At 67.1% G+C, this 17,642-nt stretch carries 17 protein-coding genes; 15 read left to right on the top strand and 2 right to left on the bottom strand.

The features are described 5' to 3' along the window. The first annotated feature begins 3 nt into the window (after positions 1-3). The 12 genes from VGK27_05365 (at position 4) to VGK27_05420 (ending at position 12,989) form a co-directional block, all read left to right on the top strand. Positions 4-810 (top strand): ABC transporter ATP-binding protein, encoded by an 807-nt coding sequence (locus VGK27_05365; GenBank protein HEY3489536.1) that lies wholly within the window; start codon positions 4-6, stop codon positions 808-810. Then, positions 810-2,366, top strand: coding sequence for an MlaD family protein (locus VGK27_05370; protein ID HEY3489537.1), 1,557 nt, complete (start codon positions 810-812; stop codon positions 2,364-2,366). The genes VGK27_05365 and VGK27_05370 overlap by 1 nt, the downstream gene beginning before the upstream one ends. Before the next feature lie 42 nt (positions 2,367-2,408). Further along, complete coding sequence (gene purH / locus VGK27_05375) at positions 2,409-3,968, top strand: bifunctional phosphoribosylaminoimidazolecarboxamide formyltransferase/IMP cyclohydrolase (protein HEY3489538.1); 1,560 nt, start codon at positions 2,409-2,411, stop codon at positions 3,966-3,968. A gap of 24 nt (positions 3,969-3,992) precedes the next feature. After that, positions 3,993-5,273 (top strand): phosphoribosylamine--glycine ligase, encoded by a 1,281-nt coding sequence (gene purD / locus VGK27_05380; protein ID HEY3489539.1) that lies wholly within the window; start codon positions 3,993-3,995, stop codon positions 5,271-5,273. A gap of 4 nt (positions 5,274-5,277) precedes the next feature. Then, on the top strand, positions 5,278-5,763 hold the full coding sequence (gene purE / locus VGK27_05385; protein ID HEY3489540.1) for a 5-(carboxyamino)imidazole ribonucleotide mutase: 486 nt from the start codon (positions 5,278-5,280) through the stop codon (positions 5,761-5,763). A 9-nt stretch (positions 5,764-5,772) separates the two neighbouring features. Next, positions 5,773-6,639: an ARMT1-like domain-containing protein gene (locus VGK27_05390; GenBank protein HEY3489541.1), complete on the top strand. Its 867-nt coding sequence runs from the start codon at positions 5,773-5,775 to the stop codon at positions 6,637-6,639. Then, positions 6,636-7,274 (top strand): L-threonylcarbamoyladenylate synthase, encoded by a 639-nt coding sequence (locus VGK27_05395; protein ID HEY3489542.1) that lies wholly within the window; start codon positions 6,636-6,638, stop codon positions 7,272-7,274. The genes VGK27_05390 and VGK27_05395 overlap by 4 nt, the downstream gene beginning before the upstream one ends. A 2-nt stretch (positions 7,275-7,276) precedes the next feature. Then, on the top strand, positions 7,277-8,605 hold the full coding sequence (locus VGK27_05400) for a DUF1015 domain-containing protein (GenBank protein HEY3489543.1): 1,329 nt from the start codon (positions 7,277-7,279) through the stop codon (positions 8,603-8,605). A 7-nt stretch (positions 8,606-8,612) separates the two neighbouring features. After that, a complete protein-coding gene (locus tag VGK27_05405) occupies positions 8,613-9,377 on the top strand; it encodes a methyltransferase (protein ID HEY3489544.1) in 765 nt (254 codons plus the stop codon). Between the two features lie 186 nt (positions 9,378-9,563). Beyond that, positions 9,564-10,229, top strand: a complete 666-nt coding sequence (locus tag VGK27_05410) for a succinate dehydrogenase cytochrome b subunit (GenBank protein ID HEY3489545.1) — start codon at positions 9,564-9,566, stop codon at positions 10,227-10,229. Positions 10,230-10,239: 10 nt separating this feature from the next. Beyond that, positions 10,240-12,156, top strand: a complete 1,917-nt coding sequence (locus tag VGK27_05415; protein ID HEY3489546.1) for a fumarate reductase/succinate dehydrogenase flavoprotein subunit — start codon at positions 10,240-10,242, stop codon at positions 12,154-12,156. Beyond that, entirely contained in the window at positions 12,156-12,989 is an 834-nt protein-coding gene (locus VGK27_05420) for a succinate dehydrogenase/fumarate reductase iron-sulfur subunit (GenBank protein HEY3489547.1), read from the top strand. Before VGK27_05415 ends, VGK27_05420 begins: the two co-directional genes overlap by 1 nt. Before the next feature lie 359 nt (positions 12,990-13,348). Here the strand turns inward: VGK27_05420 and VGK27_05425 are convergent, their stop codons facing one another. Together VGK27_05425 and VGK27_05430 are read right to left on the bottom strand one after the other, a co-directional pair. Further along, on the bottom strand, positions 13,349-13,837 hold the full coding sequence (locus VGK27_05425) for a DUF721 domain-containing protein (GenBank protein HEY3489548.1): 489 nt from the start codon (positions 13,835-13,837) through the stop codon (positions 13,349-13,351). Beyond that, positions 13,834-14,115: a hypothetical protein gene (locus VGK27_05430; GenBank protein ID HEY3489549.1), complete on the bottom strand. Its 282-nt coding sequence runs from the start codon at positions 14,113-14,115 to the stop codon at positions 13,834-13,836. The genes VGK27_05425 and VGK27_05430 overlap by 4 nt, the downstream gene beginning before the upstream one ends. An 80-nt stretch (positions 14,116-14,195) precedes the next feature. Here VGK27_05430 and VGK27_05435 point away from each other — a divergent pair, with 80 nt between their 5' ends. Genes VGK27_05435 through VGK27_05445 form a run of 3 tightly spaced genes read left to right on the top strand, consistent with a single transcriptional unit; the run spans position 14,196 to position 17,636 of the window. Further along, positions 14,196-14,432, top strand: coding sequence for a DUF3343 domain-containing protein (locus VGK27_05435; protein HEY3489550.1), 237 nt, complete (start codon positions 14,196-14,198; stop codon positions 14,430-14,432). Then, positions 14,429-16,480: a LysM peptidoglycan-binding domain-containing protein gene (locus tag VGK27_05440; protein HEY3489551.1), complete on the top strand. Its 2,052-nt coding sequence runs from the start codon at positions 14,429-14,431 to the stop codon at positions 16,478-16,480. The genes VGK27_05435 and VGK27_05440 overlap by 4 nt, the downstream gene beginning before the upstream one ends. A 4-nt stretch (positions 16,481-16,484) precedes the next feature. Beyond that, the gene (locus tag VGK27_05445) at positions 16,485-17,636 is read left to right on the top strand and encodes an aminotransferase class V-fold PLP-dependent enzyme (protein ID HEY3489552.1); all 1,152 of its coding nucleotides are present in this window, start codon (positions 16,485-16,487) and stop codon (positions 17,634-17,636) included. The last annotated feature ends 6 nt before the right edge of the window (positions 17,637-17,642 follow it).

Consider the following 17,642-nt stretch of genomic DNA (forward strand, 5'->3'; position numbering starts at 1 on the left):
TAGATGATCGAGATCAAGGGGCTGTGCAAGCGGTTCGGCAGCAAGGTCGTGCTCGACGGGACCGACCTCGAGATCCCGAAGGGCAAAACCACCGTCGTCATCGGCGGCAGCGGCACCGGCAAGTCCGTCTTGCTCAAGTGCATCCTGGGGCTGCTCAAGCCCGAGGCGGGCACGATCCTCATCGACGGCGAGGACGTCGCCGCGATGGACGAGCGCGGGCTGGTCCGCATCCGCCGGAAGTTCGGCATGCTGTTCCAGGGCGCCGCGCTCTTCGATTCGATGACCGTGGGCGACAACGTGGCGTTCGCGCTGCGGCGCCTCCGGCTCTATCCCGAAAAGCAGATCCTCAACCTCGTCGAGGAGAAGCTGGCGATGGTAGGGCTGCGCAACGTCTCGCAGTTGATGCCGGCCGAGCTTTCGGGCGGCATGAAGAAGCGGGTGGGGCTGGCGCGCGCGATCGCCGCCGAGCCCCAGATCCTGCTCTACGACGAGCCGACCACCGGGCTCGACCCGATCATGGCCGACGTCATCAACGAGCTGATCGTCGCGCTGCGCGAATCGCTCGGCGTCACCGGTATCGCCATCACGCACGACATGGCCTCCGCCTACAAGATCGCGGACCGGATCGCCATGCTGTATAAAGGGAAGATTATCTCGGTCGGCACGCCCGACGAGATCCGCCACAGCGACAGCCCCGTCGTCTCCCAGTTCGTCGAGGGACGCGCCAAGGGGCCGATCACGGCAGAGCACGAAGATTTCGTCAGGTTCGTCCGGCGACAGGGCGAGCCGAATGGGCGGGAGGTCAACTGATGTCGAAGGAAGCGCGGGTGGGGATATTCGTCCTGCTGGGACTGCTGGTCCTCACGTTTTTCGCGGTCCGCGTCAGCAAGTACGGCGGCGTCGGCGGCAAGGGCTACACGATCATCGCGGATTTCACGACCGCGGCGGGGCTCGAGCCCAAGGCCGACGTCAAGATGGCCGGCGTGCCCATCGGCAAGGTCGACGAGATCAAGCTGATCGGCACCAATGCGCGCCTCGTGCTCCGCATCAACGAGGGCGTCCGCATTCCCCGGGATTCCATGGCCTCGATCCAGTCGCAGGGGATGCTCGGCGAGAAATACGTCGAGATCTTCCCCGGCAAGGCGGTCGACCAGTCGCTGGCGGCCGGCGGAACCATGGTCAACACGCAGTCCCCCCAGAACCTCGACGAGCTGGTCCGGAAGGTGTCCGCGATCGGCGACGACATCAAGCGTTTCACCGACTCCCTTGCCGGCACCTTCGGCACGCCCGAGGGCAAGCAGGCGCTCGGCGAGATCCTGAAAAACGTCAAGGAGACCAGCATCGCGCTGCGCACCATCGTCTCCGGCAACCAGGACCGGCTGAACCGCATCATCGCCAACGTCGAGAAGGTGTCGGCCGACCTCAAGGACGTCACCGCGTCCAACAAGGAGAACCTGCGCGAGACGATCGCCAACCTCCGCGCCTTCTCCGAGACGCTCAAGGATCAGACGCCCGAGCTCGCCCGCAAGATCAACGAGGCGGCCGACAAGATGGGCCGGATGGCCGACAAGGCGGGGTCGATGGCCGACAACGCCACCGTCATCCTGGCCGAGAACCGCGAGGGGGTCCGCGACAGCATCTCCTCCTTCAAGGCCGCCTCCGCGAAGCTCGACAATACGCTTTCCTCGGCGAACGTCGTGATGGGGAAGATCGAGCGGGGCGAGGGGACGCTGGGCAAATTGGTCAGCGACAACGGGGTGGCCGGGTCGCTTTCCGACACGCTCGACGGCATCAACAAGCTGGTGCGAAAGGGCGACTCGCTCAAGACGTTCATCGACTACCGGCTCGAATACCGGGCGCAGAGCTCCGACTACAAGCACTATGTTTCCGTGCGCATGCAACCGACGGCCGACAAGTATTACCTCGTCGGGGTCGTCGACGATCCGAAGGGCAAGCTGAAGACGCTCGACACGACCGACGTCGTGAACGGCACGACCACCCGCACGATCGAGGACCAGTACGAGAACAAGCTGCTCTTCTCCGCGCTGATCGCCAAGCGCTTCTCGGGGCTGACGTTCAAGGGGGGCGTGATCGAATCCACCGGCGGCCTGGGGGTCGATTACCAGGTCATACCCGACCGGTTGACGGTGGCCGCCGAGGCGTTCAACTTCAGCCGGAAGAACGACCGGCCCCATTTGAAGGCCTATGCCAACTATGATATCGTCAAAAACCTGTTCGTGACGGGCGGCGTCGACGACATCGCCAGCAAGGACCGGAAGCTTCGCACGTTGTTCATGGGTTTCGGCATCAAGTTCGCCGACGACGACCTGAAGACGCTGCTGGGCGCGATCCCCATCAAGCCTTAAATCATCCACGACAAACTTACTTTCAACAGAGGAAGGTGCGCTATGGCCAAGATTCAGCGAGCGATTCTGAGCGTGTCGGACAAAACCGGTCTCGTCGATTTTGCGAAGGGGCTGTCAAAGCTTGGCATCCTGTTGTACGCCTCCGGCGGGACGGCGACGGCGCTCAAGCAGAAGAAGGTTCCGGTGACGCTGATCGAGGACTACACCGGCTTCCCCGAGATGCTCGACGGCCGCGTCAAGACGCTCAACCCCAAGATCCACGGCGGGCTGCTCGCGGTGCGCGGCAAGGCCGAGCACATGAAGACGATCAAGGAACACGGCATCCTCCCGTTCGACATGGTGGTCGTCAACCTCTACCCGTTCGAGGCGACCATCGCGAAGAAGGGCTGCACCCGCGAAGAGGCGATCGAAAACATCGACATCGGCGGCCCGACGATGCTCCGCTCGGCGGCCAAGAACAGCCAGGACGTCGCGGTCGTCACCGATCCGGCCGACTACAAGGAGATCCTCGCGAAGCTGGTCAAGGGCAAGGGGAAGCTCGACGCGGAGACGCACGCCGAGCTCGGACGCAAGGTGTTCGCTCTCACCGCGCGCTATGACGCCGCGATCTCCAACTACCTCGGCAAGGGCGCCGATGCGAAGGACGAATACCCGGTCACCTTCACCGCCCAGTGGAACCGCAAGCAGACGCTGCGCTACGGGGAGAACCCGCACCAGACCTCGGCGTTCTACGCCGATGCGACGCTCCCCGTCGAGCCGACGCTCGGCGGCGCGCTCCAGCTCCAGGGCAAGGAGCTCTCCTACAACAACATCGTCGACATCGACGCGGCGCTTCAGCTCGTGCTCGAATTCTCCGAGCCCGCGGCGGTCATCATCAAGCACACCAACCCCTCGGGCGTGGGCACGGGACGCCGGCTGATCGACGCCTTCGACAAGGCGCGCGCCTGCGACCCGGTTTCCGCATTCGGCGGCGTCATCGGCTTCAACCGGCCCGTGACGGCCGAGACCGCCAAGGCGGTTGCCAGCACCTTCTTCGAGGCGATCATCGCCCCGTCCTACGACAAGGAGGCGAAGAAGATCCTCTCGGCCAAGGCCAATCTTCGGGTACTCGAGACGGGGCACGACTATGTCTGGGCGGCCGAAGCGGGCTACGAGATGAAAAAGGTGTCCGGCGGGCTTCTGCTCCAGACGCGCGACCGCCATGCGCTGGCGACGAAGGATCTCAAGGTCGTCACCAAGCGCAAGCCGACGCCCGACGAGATCAAGGGGCTGCTGTTCGCCTGGAAGGTGTGCAAGCACGTCAAGTCCAACGCGATCGTCTTCGCCCTCAAGGACCGCACGCTGGGCGTCGGCGCGGGCCAGATGAGCCGCGTCGACTCGGCCAAGATCGCGGTGATGAAGGCGCAGAAGCCCTTGAAGGGCACGGTCATCGCGTCCGACGCCTTCTTCCCGTTCCGCGACGGGCTCGACACGGCGGCTGCGGCCGGCGCCACGGCGGTCATCCAGCCGGGCGGCTCGGTGCGCGACGCCGAGCTGATCGCGGCGGCCGACGAGCACGGGATGGCGATGGTGTTCACCGGCGTCCGCCACTTCCGGCATTAATCCGGTCGGGGGGCGGAGATGCAGATGAAGGTGCTGTTGGTGGGCGGCGGGGGGCGCGAGCATGCGCTGGCCTGGAAGATCGCGCAGAGCCCGCTGGTCGACAAGATCTACGCGGCGCCGGGCAATCCCGGCATCGCCCGCCATGCCGAGCTGGTCGCCATTCCGGCCGACGACGTGGCGGCGCTGTGCGCCTTCGCCGTCGAGAAGCACGTCGGGCTCGTGGTAGTCGGCCCCGAGATCCCGCTGGTGCTGGGGCTCTCCGACGCGCTGGCGTCGACCGGCATCCCCGTCTTCGGCCCCGACAAGGCGGGGGCGCAGCTCGAGGGCTCCAAGGTGTTCATGAAGGAAATGCTTGCCTCGTGCGGCATCCCCACGGCGCCCTTCCGCGTGTTCGACGAATACGACGACGCCGAGCAGTACGTGCTGACGCATCGGCTTCCGGTGGTCGTCAAGGCCGACGGGCTGGCGGCCGGCAAGGGCGTCGCGGTCGCAGGCACCTACGAAGAGGCGGTGACGTTCCTTCGCCAGGTGATGGTCGACCGGGTCTTCGGCGACGCGGGCGACCGGGTCGTCGTCGAGGAGTGCCTGCCCGGCGAGGAGGCGTCCTACATCGTCTTCACCGACGGCGAAAAGGTCGTGCCGCTGCCCAGCTCGCAGGACCACAAGCGGATCGGCGACAACGACGCTGGCCCCAACACCGGCGGCATGGGCGCCTATTCGCCCGCGCCGGTCGTCACTCCCGAGGTCGACCGCCGGGTGATGAAAGAGGTGTTCGAGCCGCTGCTCGCCGGCCTGCGGACCGCCGGCATCCGCTACCGGGGCATCCTCTACGCGGGGCTCATGATCGAGTACGGCGTCCCCCGGGTGCTCGAGTTCAACGTCCGCTTCGGCGACCCCGAGGCGCAGCCGCTCTTCCTGCGCATGAAGAACGACCTCGTCCCCTTGATGCTCCAGTGCGCGCAGGGTCGCCTGACCGACGCGACGCTCGAGATCGACCCGCGGCCGACGGTGTGCGTCGTCATGGCGTCTTCGGGCTACCCGGGCGCCTATCGCAAGGGGATGCCGATCGCGGGCATCGACGAGGCCGAAAAGCTGGGCGACGTCCAGGTGTTTCACGCCGGCACCGCGATCGAGAACGGGAAACTCGTGACCGCCGGCGGACGGGTGCTCGGCGTCACGGCCATCGGCGAAGACCTGCGCGCCGCCATCCGGCGCGCCTACAAGGCCGTCGACGCCATCGACTGGGAAGGCGCCTACTACCGCGCCGACATCGGGAAGAAGGCGCTCGATCGTGGAGGGATGTGAGCCCATGTCCGGAAAAGTGCTCATCCTCATGGGAAGCGCCTCCGACGCCGACACGATGCGCGAGACGGTCAAGGTTCTCGAAGAGTTCGGCGTCGAATCCACGCTCACCGTCTCTTCGGCCCACCGCTCGCCCCAGCGCACCCACGATCTCGTATCGAAGGCCGAGGCCGACGGCTACTCGGTGATCGTCGCCGGGGCGGGCGCCGCCGCGCACCTGGCGGGCGTCGTCGCGTCGCTGACCGTGCTGCCCGTCATCGGGGTTCCGCTCGCAGGGACCCCGCTGGCCGGCTTCGACGCGCTGCTCTCGACGGTCCAGATGCCCGCGGGCATCCCCGTCGCCACGGTCGCCGTGGGCAAGGCAGGGGCGCAGAACGCGGGCCACCTCGCGGTCCAGATCCTGGCGACGGCAGATCCGTCGTTGCGCGACAAGCTCCGGGGGAAGCGCGTCGCGATGGCCGAGGCCGTCGCCGAGGCGGCCGCGAAGCTGTAACCCTTGCCGATGATCACCCTCGCCTCCGAATGCTATCCCTGCTTCTTCCGGCAGGCCGACCTGGCTGCCCGAGCGCACGGGGCGCCGGAAACCCTTCGGCTCGCCCTCGCCGGAAGGATCGCCTCGATGCTCCACGCGCTGCCGGCCGGCCGTCCCCCGGCCGCGCTCGCCTCCGACCTCCAGGCGACCATCCGCGAGACGCTCGGCGCCGACGACCCGTTCCATGCGCTCAAGCGCCGCGAGCTGGCGCGCTTCGGCGAGACTTCCCGCCGCGCCCTCGACTTCGTTTCGGCGTCGCCCGACCCGCTGGCCGCTGCGGTCGGGTTGGCCGCCCTCGCCAACATCATGGATTCCGGCATCATCGACGACGCGCAGAAAGACCGGGAGATCGCCCGCATCGAGGAAATGGCGGCTGCGTTCGTCCTGCCCGAATCGTTCCGGACGCAGGTCGGGCGGGCGCGGACCGTCGGGGTGCTGCTCGACAACGCGGGCGAGGCGGCGTTCGACGTGCCGCTGCTCGCGTGGCTCAACCGCGCCGGCAAGAGGGTCTGGATCGCGGCCAAGGGCGGGCCGGTCATCGACGACCTGACGATCGACGAGGCGCGCGAGATCGGCCTCCAGCAGTACGGGGAGCTCTTTTCCAACGGCAACCGCGCGATCGGCACCGACCTCGCGCAGTGCCCTCCCGAATTCCGGGAGCGGCTCCACGCCGCCGACCTCGTGCTTTCCAAGGGGCAGGGCAACTTCGAGACGCTGTCGGGCAAGCTGTCCAACGGATGGTTCCTGCTCCGCTGCAAGTGCCCGGTCATTTCTCGTGCGGTCGGGCGGCCCGAGGGCGAGCTGCTGCTGATCGAGAGCGCGTCCGCGCAGGCATGATCCGTCTCGCGGATGTCTCCGGGGGCGTCGGGATTCCAGCCGACGCGATCCGGTCGCTCCGGTCGGGGGGGCTGGTGATCTACCCGACCGACACGCTCTACGGGATGGGGGTCGATCCCCGGTCGCCGCAGGGGCTGGCCCGGCTGGTGCGCACCAAGGGGCGCGCGGCGGGCAAGCCGCTGCCGCTGCTTCTGTCCGGCCCGGATTGCGCCGCGGCGTGGGCTGCCGAGGTCCCGGCCGTCGCCGCGAGGCTGATGGCCCGCTTCTGGCCCGGAGCCCTCACGCTGGTGCTTCCCGCCGCCGCCGGGCTGCCGGCCGAGGTCACGGGGGGCGGCGACACCGTTGGGCTTCGCGTCCCCGCCCACCCCGTCGCGCGTGCGCTGGCTGCCGCCGCCGGGGGTGCCGTCACCGGCACGTCCGCCAACCGATCGGGCGAGCCCGGCCTCTGGCGCGACGCAGAATCGCTGCTGTCCGAGTTTTCCGGCGACGCCGACTGGTTGCTGTGGGACGGCCCGGCCGCCTCGGGAACGCCGTCCACCGTCGTTCGTGTCTCGCGCCAAGGCGAAATCGCCTGCATCCGGGAGGGGGCCGTCCCCTTCCGCACCATCACCGATCACCTGCAAGGAAGGAGATAGCCATGCCCATCGTCAGACCGTTCCGCGGCATCCATTTCAATCCCGGCAAGATCGGCGGGAACGACTTCACGAAGGTGGTCGCCCCTCCCTATGACGTCATCTCGCCCGAAGAGCAGAAGAAGCTGCACGAGCGCCATCCGCGCAACATCGTCCACATCGACTTCGGCATCGCCGAGCCCGACGACGACGAGACGTGCAACAAGTACTCGCGCGCCGCGGCGTACTACGCACAGTGGCTCGATGACGGCACCTTGGTCCGCGACGACAAGCCGGCGCTCTACTATTACGAGCAGGAGTACGACATCGCGGGGATGGGCCACTTCGTCCGGAAGGGATTTCTCGGCGCCCTGAAGCTCTCCGCGTTCGGCGAGGGCGAGGTGTTCCCGCACGAGCGGACGCTCTCCGGCCCCAAGCTCGACCGGCAGGCGCTCATGCGCGTGACCGAGGCGAACATGAGCCCGATCTTCGGCCTCTACTCCGACCCGTCCGACGAGGTCCGCGCGGCGCTGACCGCCGGGATGGCGAAGGATCCCTCCTTCACGGCCGTCGACGACATCGGCGTCAAGCACCGCGTCTGGATCGTCACCGACGCGGCGGCCATCGCCAAGGCCACCGATCTCATGAAGGACCGGGGGGTCTTCATCGCCGACGGGCACCACCGTTACGAAACGGCTTTCGGGTTCCGCGAAGAGCAGCGGGCGAAGTACGGCACCGCGCCCGACGCGGCATACGAGCATGTCCTCATGTTCCTCTGCAACATGGACGACAAGGGGATCGTGATCCTGCCCACCCACCGCGGCATCCATTCCGTCCCCGGCTTCTCCGAGGAGGCGTTCGCGGCCAAGCTGCGCGCGGTCCTTCCGATGGAGACGCGGGAAGGCAGCCCCCGCGACGCCATCCACGCCGTCGAGGAAGCGAGCCGGAACGGCAAGGCCATCTCCTGGAGCGCGGGTGGCGACAAGTATCACGTGATCTCGTTCCCCGACGTCCGGAAGTTCGCCGACGAACACCTGTCGATGTTCCCGCCCGAGCTGCGCACGCTCGACGTCGTCCTGCTGCACGGCTTCCTGATGGCGCAGATGCTCGGCATCTCCCAGGAATCGGTGACCGCAGGGCAGTTCGTCAAGTACTACAAAGACCCGGCGAAGGCCGAGGCCGACCTCGCCTCGGGCGCGGTGCAGCTCGCCTTCTTCATGACCGGCGTCACGGTCAAGGAGTTCCGCGACGTCTCCCTGTCGGGCCACGTGCTGCCGCAGAAGTCCACCTTCTTCTACCCGAAGATCGGCACCGGCCTCCTGATCTTCGCGAACGGGAATGAGCGGGTCGGCTGACCCGCGCATGATGGGCTCAGGGGGCGGAAGCGGCGACGCTTCCGCCCCCGACCGCCTCGGTTTCGCCGCCCTCTCGATCCGCCAGCCCGAAGGCGGCTATCGCTTCTCGGTCGACTCCGTCCTGCTGGCCGATTTCGCCGCCCCCCTTTGCGCCCCCGACACGCTCGATCTGGGCACCGGCTGCGGCGTCGTGCTGCTGCTCCTGGCCCGCAAGTGTCCCGGGCTTCGTCGCGGCTTGGGCGTCGAGATCCAGCCGGCGCTCCTCGAGTGCGCGCGGCGCAACGTATCCGAAAACGGCCTGGAAGACCGGATCGCGATGGTGGCCGGCGACTTCCGGGAGCCGTCGACCGACATTCCCCCCGCCGCGTTCGGGCTGGTCGTGTCGAACCCGCCGTTCCGGCGAGCGGGGGAGGGACGGCGAAACCCCGACGAGAGCCGCGCGATCGCCCGGCACGAGCTGACCTGCACGCTGCCCGCGCTGTTCGGGGCCGCCGCGCGGGCGTTGCCGCCGGGCGGGCGGTTCGCCCTCGTCACGCTCGCCTCCCGCCTCAAGGAGCTGTTCGCCGCCGCCGCCGGCGCCGGCATCGCGCCCGAGACGCTCCGGTTCGTCCATCCGTACTCCGGAAAGCCCGCGGGGCGGGTCCTGTTCTCGGGCCGGAAAGGGGGGCGGTCCCGCGACGTTTCCGTGCTCCCGCCGCTGGTCGAATACGCATCGAAAGGCGTCTACCACGCCGACATGGAACGGGTCTTCGACGGGATGATCCGGAAGTAGCGGAGCGCCGAAAGAATACGCGATTTCAACGCGTGTCGACAGTTGACATCCGGTTGCGGACGGGACTATCTTATGGGGCACAGTACCTGTCCGGCAATCTTCAAACAATGTTACAAGCGGCTGTTTCGGCGGCTGTTCCCGGAATGCGCGTTCGTGCAGGAAAATCCACGATAAAGGGAAGGAACCATGTCACTATTCGCGAATGCAGTAGGCAGAAAGGTGCTGATGGGCCTGACGGGGCTGTTCATGCTCCTGTTCGTCGTCGGGCACCTGCTGGGCAATTCCACCATCTTTGCCGGGCGTGAAATGCTTAACGCCTACGCGGAACATCTCCACGCGCTCGGGCCGCTGGTCTGGGTCATCCGGATCGTGATGGGCGTTTTCCTCGTCACCCACCTCTTCTTCGGCATCATCCTGACGATGGAGAACAGCGACGCCAATCCGAACAAGTACGCCGTCAACCGGATGCTCAAGGCCACCTTTTTCAGCCAGACGATGATCTGGACCGGCCTGCTCCTCCTCGCCTTCCTGGTCTATCACCTGCTTCAGTTCACGGTCCGCATCACGCCCGACATCACCGCCGAAGCGGCCGCCACCAAGCCGGGCGACGTCTATGCCATGGTTGTCGGCAGCTTCAACATCGCCGCGGTCACCGGCGTGTACGTCGCCGCCATGATCGCGCTCTTCTGCCACCTGTCCCACGGCATCCAGAGCCTGTTCCAGTCGCTCGGGCTCAGCAACGTCAACGCGCTCCCGAAGTTCACCACCTTCGGCAAGGTGCTGGCCACGCTGATGCTCCTGGGCTTCTGCTTGATCCCGGTTTCGATCATTACCGGCATTTTGACCAAATAGGGGGCCACCAGTGATACTCGACGGAAAGTGTCCGACCGGACCGATCGAAAAGTCTTGGGACAAGCACCGCTTCGACATGAAGCTGGTGAACCCATCCAACAAGCGCAAATACAAGATCCTCGTAGTAGGAACCGGCCTCGCCGGCGGCGCTGCCGCGGCCTCGCTGGGAGAGCTCGGGTACAACGTCGAGGCGTTCTGCTACCAGGACAGCCCGCGCCGCGCCCACTCCATCGCCGCGCAGGGTGGCATCAACGCCGCCAAGAACTACCCCAACGACGGCGACAGCATCCAGCGCCTCTTCTATGACACGATCAAGGGCGGCGACTTCCGCGCGCGTGAAGCCGACGTCTGGCGCCTCGCACAGGTCTCCAACAACATCATCGACCAGTGCGTCGCGCAGGGCGTGCCGTTCGGCCGCGACTACGCCGGCTACCTCGACAACCGCTCCTTCGGCGGCGCGCAGGTGTCACGCACCTTCTTCTCCCGCGGTCAGACCGGCCAGCAGCTGCTGCTGGGCGCCTACTCGGCGCTCTCCCGCCAGATCAAGGCGGGCACGGTCAAGATGTTCAGCCGCACCGAGATGCTCGACCTCGTGGTGGTCGACGGCGAAGCCAAGGGCATCACGGTCCGCGACCTCATCACCGGCGAGATCCGCGTCCACACCGGCGACGCGGTGCTGCTGTGCACCGGCGGCTACGTCAACGTCTTCTACTTGTCCACCAACGCGATGGGCTGCAGCGTCACGGCCAACTGGGCCGCCGTCAAGAAGGGCGCCCTCATGGCGAACCCCTGCTACACGCAGATCCACCCCACCTGCATCCCGCAGGCCGGCGACTACCAGTCCAAGTTGACGCTCATGTCCGAGTCTCTCCGCAACGACGGCCGCTGCTGGGTTCCCAAGAAGGCGGAAGACTGCGGCAAGGTCCCCGGCTCGATCCCCGAGGCCGACCGCGACTACTACCTCGAGCGCAAGTACCCGAGCTTCGGCAACCTGGCCCCCCGCGACATCGCGTCGCGCGCGGCCAAGGAGCAGTGCGACGACGGCCGCGGCGTCGGTCCCGGCGGCCGCGGCGTCTACCTCGATTTCGCCGATTCCATCCAGCGGCTGGGCGAGCACACGATCCGCGAGCGCTACGGCAACCTGTTCGAGATGTACGAGCGCATCACCGACGAGAACGGCTACAAGACGCCGATGCGCATCTACCCGGCTCCCCACTACGCGATGGGCGGCCTCTGGGTCGACTACAACCTCATGAGCAACGTCCCGGGCCTCTTCGTCCTGGGCGAGGCCAACTTCTCGGTCCACGGCGCCAACCGCCTGGGCGCCTCGGCGCTCATGCAGGGGCTGGCCGACGGCTACTTCGTCATCCCCAACACCGTCGCCCACTACCTGGCGCAGACCAAGCCGGGTGTCGTCAAGGCCGAACACGCCGAGTGCAAAAAATCCATTCAGGACGTCAAGGACCGCGCCAACAAGTTCCTCAACATCAACGGCAAGAAGACCGTCACCGAGTTCATGCGCGAGCTCGGCACCTGCATGTGGGAAAACGTGGGCATGGCGCGCACCGAGAAAAGCCTGACCACGGCCATCGAGAAGATCCCCGGCATCCGCGAGGAATTCTGGAAGAACGTCAAGGTCACCGGCACCGGCGCCGAGCTCAACCAGCAGCTCGAGAACGCCGGCCGCACGGCCGACTTCCTCGAATTCGCCGAGATGCTCAGCCGCGACGCGCTGCACCGCAACGAGTCGTGCGGCGGCCACTTCCGCGTCGAATACCAGTACGACGACGGCGAGGCCAAGCGCAACGATGCCGATTTCTGCTACGTCGGCGCGTGGGAGTACAAGGGCGTCGGCAAGGAGCCCGAACTCCATAAGGAACCGCTGAAGTTCGAAAACATCCACCTCGCGGTAAGGAGCTACAAATAATGAGCGGCCATAACGATCACAACGCGCAAGAGACGACCCCCGCGCAGGTGGGCGGTCACGGCGGCCATGACGATCATGGCGCACACGGGACGATGACGCTCACGCTCATCGTCTGGCGGCAGCCCAACGCCGATGCCCCCGGCCGCATGGAGACCTACGTCGCCAAGGGCATCACCGAGCACCACTCGTTCCTCGAGATGCTCGACGTGGTCAACGAAGACCTGATCAAGACCGGCAAGGAGCCGATCGTGTTCGACCACGATTGCCGCGAGGGCATCTGCGGCATGTGCTCCCAGGTCATCAACGGCGTGCCGCACGGTGGCCAGGAGCGCACCACGGTCTGCCAGCTCCACATGCGCAAGTTCAAGAACGGCGACACGATCTACATCGAGCCCTGGCGCGCCAAAGCGTTCCCCATCGTGAAGGATCTCATCGTCGATCGCGAAGGCCTCGAGAAGATCATGCAGGCGGGCGGCTACACGTCGGTCCACACCGGCGGCGCGCCCGACGCCAACGCGACTCCGATCCCCAAGCCCATCGCCGAATACGCGATGGACGCGGCCGAGTGCATCGGCTGCGGCGCCTGCGTGGCGGCTTGTCCCAACGGCTCGGCCATGCTGTTCACGAGCGCCAAGGTCGCGCAGTTCGCCGCGCTGCCCCAGGGCCAGGTCGAGGCGGCCGAGCGCGTCAAGGCCATGGTCCAGGCGCTCCAGGACTGCGGCTTCGGCAACTGCTCCAACCACTACGAGTGCCAGGCGGCGTGCCCCAAGGGCATCAACGTCCAGTTCATCGCGCACCTCAACCGCGAATACGTCAAGGCGCTCTTCAAGTAGTCGTTTCTCCGGAACCAAGGCAATAAAGAGGGCGGCCCCCGCAAGGGAGCCGCCCTTTTGTATTGCCTTGGTGTCGATGCCCGGGAATCCTGCGTTCCGGGGTGGGGGCCGTTCACTCCGTCATCAGCCGCAACGTTTTTATCCACAAGCGGGGGCATCCGAATCGACCGGGCATACCCTCCCGAGGCGAAGCGGCCAAGGGTGTCCCCTGAAGCGGGCCTATGCCCCGAGCGGGTGTAGCCGCCATGGAAGGCGGCGCGAGGGGTATGGAGTCGCCGTGAGGCCATGGATAGCCGAGCAAGACGTCCCGCGAAAGGGGATACCCGTAACGCGAAGCCTCGGGAGCCGTGCCCGCCCCCTCAGCGGTGGGCGAGGTCGAAGGCGCGGCGCTGGATCGAGAGCAGGGTGGCGCGCAGCTCGGGGTCGTCGATTTCGGAGAGCCCGTCGGGCTCGGGGAGCGGGACGGTCGAAGGGGGGCGGCGCCCGGAAGGCGCGTCGGTTTCCTCCGGGTCTGCTTCCGGCAGCGGCCCGACCGAGAAGCGGATATCGGCGACCACGCCCTCGCCCAGCATTCCCCGGATTCGCTCCAGCAGCAGCGGTTTCGAGAACTGGAGCTCCTGCGCCCAGGAGTGGTTGCAGACCAGGACGGTCAGCACGCCGCCCCGCAGGTCGGCGGGCGCGGTCTTTTGGGCGAGCAGCGCGCCGCAAAGCGACTCCCAGCCTTGCGACAGCCGGACGAGCGCCCGGATCGCCGGAAGCCCCAGGTTGCCGAGAAGCTCGTCGACGGCGCCCGAGAGCAGGTTGGGCCGGCGGGCGCGGGGCCTCTTGCCGTCTTTCCGGCGCGTCAACCGCGCATCCTTCGCCGGCGAAGCCGCCCGCCGAGGATCTGCCCGACAACCGCGCAGGCGATGAAGACGGGGATGACCCAGTTGTGGAGGTGATTGAAGATGCGAAAGCCCGCGATCAGCGGGATGGACAGGTGGACGAAGAGGAACCAGGCCGGGGAAAACTTGCGGACCCCCTCCCGCAGGTATCCCAGCGGCACATTGCAGACCAGCGCCGCGGAAGCGATCAGGAGGGTGATCTCGCCGTGGTGTGAGAGGATTCCGGAAACATTGCACGTCATGGTTCGATTATAATGATAGTTTGGGCTTTTGTCCCGAATCGGGGGTGTCGTTGGGTCGTTCTGAAAGCCCGGAGGTGGTCATGATCTTCCGGGGAACCCACCAGGTGCTTTCGGCCGAAAAGGCGTTGAAGCATGCCGGCATCCCGATCCGGCTCATTCCGGTGCCGCGGCGGCTGACCTCCGATTGCGGCCTTGCCGTCCGCATCCCTGAGCAAGCGCTGGCGCTGGCTCTCGAAACTTTGGGCGCCATTCCGCTTCTGCCCGCTTCCGTCCATCGGCAGCTCGGCGGTGGCGAATACCAAGAGGTTCCTTTTTGACGTTGACCATATGCAGGCTTTTCCGGAAGGGGTTCGAGCTCGCTGTTCCCGCCTTCGCCGTCTGGGCCGTTCTCTCGTTCCAACCCGTCCTGGCGGCGGATGCGACTGAGAATCCGCCCGTCTCGGTTCCCGCGGCGCCTTCGCCGGCTTCTCCTTCGCCGCCTTCATCGCCGTCCGCCGCCCCCCCGTCGCAGCCCGAGCCCCCCACCGCTCCTCCGTCGCAGTCTCCCGTTGCGCCGACGCCGGTGTACCTCCCGTCGCCCCTGACGTCCCCGAACGCATCCGTGCCGTCCCGGTTGCCGGTTTCGCCGCCCCCGGTGCTGTCGGCGACTCCGCCGCCCCCCGGGCTCGTGCCGACCGTCATCGCTGCGCCCCCCGCGCCGTCGCCAAGGCCCGACGTCGTCCTGTCGCCGGTCGAGGTCGATCTCCGGGTCCTGCGAGGGCGGGAGGAGGACGCCGAGCCGGCCGCACGCGATATCTTCGAGTCCCTGCCGGGCGAGGGAGGAAAGAAGAGGAATCCCATCCCCGAGGGGCTCGGGAGCCGCGTCGAAAAGTGGATGAATTACTTCCAGTCGGGGGGTCGCAACCGTTTCGAGACCTACCTGTCCCGCTCGGGCAAGTACGCGAAGCTGATGAAGGACATCCTCAACAAGTACGGGCTTCCGGGCGACCTGATCTATCTCGCGCTCATCGAGAGCGGCTTTTCCCCCAAGGCCTATTCCGTCGCGAAGGCGGCGGGCCCCTGGCAGTTCATCGCCGAGACGGGCAAGCGGTACGGGCTCAAGATCGACTGGTGGGCCGACGAGCGCAGGGACTACGAGAAGTCGACCCATGCCGCCGCGTCCTACCTGCGCGACCTCTACGGCATGTTCGACTCGTGGCAGCTCGCGACCGCGGCGTACAACGCCGGCGAGGGGAAGATCTCCCGGGCGGTCGACCGATACAAATCAAACGAATACGCCCAGCTCATCAAGTACGGCTACCTGACGCAGGAGACCAAGGACTACGTGCCCAAGATGCTGGCCGCGCAGACCATCGCCAAGGAGCCCGACAAATACGGGTTCGGGGGGGTCGAGTACCAATCGCCGCTCGAGTTCGACAAGGTCACGGTCCCGGGCGGCATCGACCTGACCGTCCTGGGGGAGATCATCGGCGTCCCTTACGAATCGCTGCGCGAGTGGAACCCGGAGCTCCGCCGCTTCTGCACCCCGCCGAACCGCACATCGTACGAGCTTCGGGTCCCGCGCAGCTACGGCAAGGTGGTCCAGGAGCATCTCGACGAGATCCGCGAGGACGCCCGGGTCACCTTCATCCTCCACACGGCAGCCAAGGGAGAGACCGCCGACGCGCTGGCCGAAAGGTACGATACCTCCTCCGCGGTCATCCGGGAGCTCAACGGGTTGAGCGGGAACGCCCTGCGGAAATCCGCGAAGCTCGTGATTCCCGTGACCGGGCTCGGCCCGGAGGACGCCATTCCGGGCAGGGAGCTGTCCGTCAGCCAGATCCAGACGGCGCAGATGCGGTCCGACGACGGGCGGCGGGGGAAGATGGGCCGCCATCACGCGAATTCCGGGAAGGGCCGCGGGACGGTCAAGGCGCGCAAGGGCGACACGTTGACGAAAATCGCCAAGCGCGCCGGGGTCTCGGTGTCTGCGCTGGCCAAGGCCAATGGGCTGGCCGGCGGCGCCCGGGTCAAGGCCGGCGTCCGTCTCAAGATCCCCGGACGTGGGGCGGACGAGGACGTGGGCCAGACGATCCTCGGAAGCCCGGAAGATGGCGACGGCGGAAACGGCGCCGTGCCCCGGCGCAAGTCCATGGAGACGGCGGCCGTGAAGGCCGCGAAGGCGGTCGTCGAGGGTTCGGGGGAATCGGCCGCCGCGACGCCTGCGAAGAAGACGATCCGCCACATCGTCCGGAAAGGGGAGACGCTCGAAAAGATCGCCCGGCAATACGGCGTCTCCGCCGCCGAGATCTCCGGGCGCAACAAGCTGAAGGACGGCCAGAAGATCCGGCGGGGCCGCGTCCTCATCATCCCGTCCGAGTCGTGACCGCGTGCCCTCGCGTCCGCCCATGATCTATCTCGACAACGCGGCCACTTCGCTGCCGAAGCCGCCCGGGGTGGCCAAGGCCGTGGCGGAGGCTATCGGGCGCGCGGGGAACCCGGGCCGGTCCGGCCACGTCCTTTCGATCCGGTCGGCCCGCGACCTGTTTACGGCGCGCGAGCGGCTGGCCGAGCTGTTCGGCTTTCGCGACAGCTCCCGATTCGTCTTCACCGAAAACGCCACCGCGGCCCTGAACCAGGCGATCAAGGGGCTTCTCCGTCCGGGAGACCACGTCGTCACGACCTCCGTGGAGCACAATGCGGTCATGCGGCCGTTGCGCCGCCTCGAGGACGCCGGGGTCGCCTTGACGATCGTTTCCGCCGACGCGACCGGGACGGTCGATCCGGCCGCGATGGCGGCCGCGATCCGGCCCGGGACGCGGCTCGTGATCGTAACCCACGCCTCGAACGTATCCGGCGCGATCCAGCCGGTCGCGGCGATCGTCTCCGCCGCGCGGGCGCGGGGCGTGTTCACGCTGATCGATGCTGCCCAGACCGCCGGTTCCGTGCCGATCGACCTGGGGGCGTTGCCGGCCGACATGCTGGCGGCTGCGGGCCACAAGGGGCTGCTCGGGCCTCAGGGCACCGGATTCCTGTTCGTCCGGGAAGGGGTCCCGCTCATCCCCCTGATCGAGGGCGGAACGGGCAGTCGATCCGAGGAGGATCGCCAGCCCGAGTTCTATCCCGACTGCATGGAATCGGGCACCCCCAACAGCGTCGGGATCGCGGGGCTTTCGGTGGCGCTCGGCTGGTTGTTGCGGAAGGGAGTCGGCAAGGTGCGCGAACACGAGGTGGCGCTGCTGTCCGAGCTCATCGACGGGATGCGCTCGATTCCGGGGATTGCCTTGTACGGCCCGGCGACGCCGGACCAACGCTCCTGCGCCGTTTCGTTCAATGTGTCGGGTGCCGACCCGGGCGACGTCTGCCGCCGGCTCGAGCGCGACGGGGGCATTCTCCTGCGCTCGGGCCTCCACTGCTCCCCGAACGCCCACAAGACGCTGGGCACGTTCCCGCAGGGCACGGTCCGCGTCAGCCCCGGGGTCTTCACCACCCGGAAGGAGATTCGCCTGTTCCTCGCAGCGCTGCGCCGCCAGGCTCCCTAGGGGGGC

Source organism: Candidatus Deferrimicrobiaceae bacterium, assembly GCA_036504035.1.
Taxonomy (GTDB): Bacteria; Desulfobacterota; Deferrimicrobia; order Deferrimicrobiales; family Deferrimicrobiaceae; genus JANXPS01.

Bases quoted from the DNA above. Each gene is read 5' to 3' on its own strand.
- VGK27_05390 (HEY3489541.1), top strand. From the start codon at position 5,773: ATGATCACCCTCGCCTCCGAATGCTATCCCTGCTTCTTCCGGCAGGCC.
- VGK27_05410 (HEY3489545.1), top strand. From the start codon at position 9,564: ATGTCACTATTCGCGAATGCAGTAGGCAGAAAGGTGCTGATGGGCCTG.
- purD (HEY3489539.1), top strand. From the start codon at position 3,993: ATGAAGGTGCTGTTGGTGGGCGGCGGGGGGCGCGAGCATGCGCTGGCC.
- purH (HEY3489538.1), top strand. From the start codon at position 2,409: ATGGCCAAGATTCAGCGAGCGATTCTGAGCGTGTCGGACAAAACCGGT.
- purE (HEY3489540.1), top strand. From the start codon at position 5,278: ATGTCCGGAAAAGTGCTCATCCTCATGGGAAGCGCCTCCGACGCCGAC.
- VGK27_05420 (HEY3489547.1), top strand. From the start codon at position 12,156: ATGAGCGGCCATAACGATCACAACGCGCAAGAGACGACCCCCGCGCAG.
- VGK27_05430 (HEY3489549.1), bottom strand. From the start codon at position 14,115: ATGACGTGCAATGTTTCCGGAATCCTCTCACACCACGGCGAGATCACC.
- VGK27_05365 (HEY3489536.1), top strand. From the start codon at position 4: ATGATCGAGATCAAGGGGCTGTGCAAGCGGTTCGGCAGCAAGGTCGTG.
- VGK27_05370 (HEY3489537.1), top strand. From the start codon at position 810: ATGTCGAAGGAAGCGCGGGTGGGGATATTCGTCCTGCTGGGACTGCTG.
- VGK27_05435 (HEY3489550.1), top strand. From the start codon at position 14,196: ATGATCTTCCGGGGAACCCACCAGGTGCTTTCGGCCGAAAAGGCGTTG.
- VGK27_05405 (HEY3489544.1), top strand. From the start codon at position 8,613: ATGATGGGCTCAGGGGGCGGAAGCGGCGACGCTTCCGCCCCCGACCGC.
- VGK27_05395 (HEY3489542.1), top strand. From the start codon at position 6,636: ATGATCCGTCTCGCGGATGTCTCCGGGGGCGTCGGGATTCCAGCCGAC.
- VGK27_05400 (HEY3489543.1), top strand. From the start codon at position 7,277: ATGCCCATCGTCAGACCGTTCCGCGGCATCCATTTCAATCCCGGCAAG.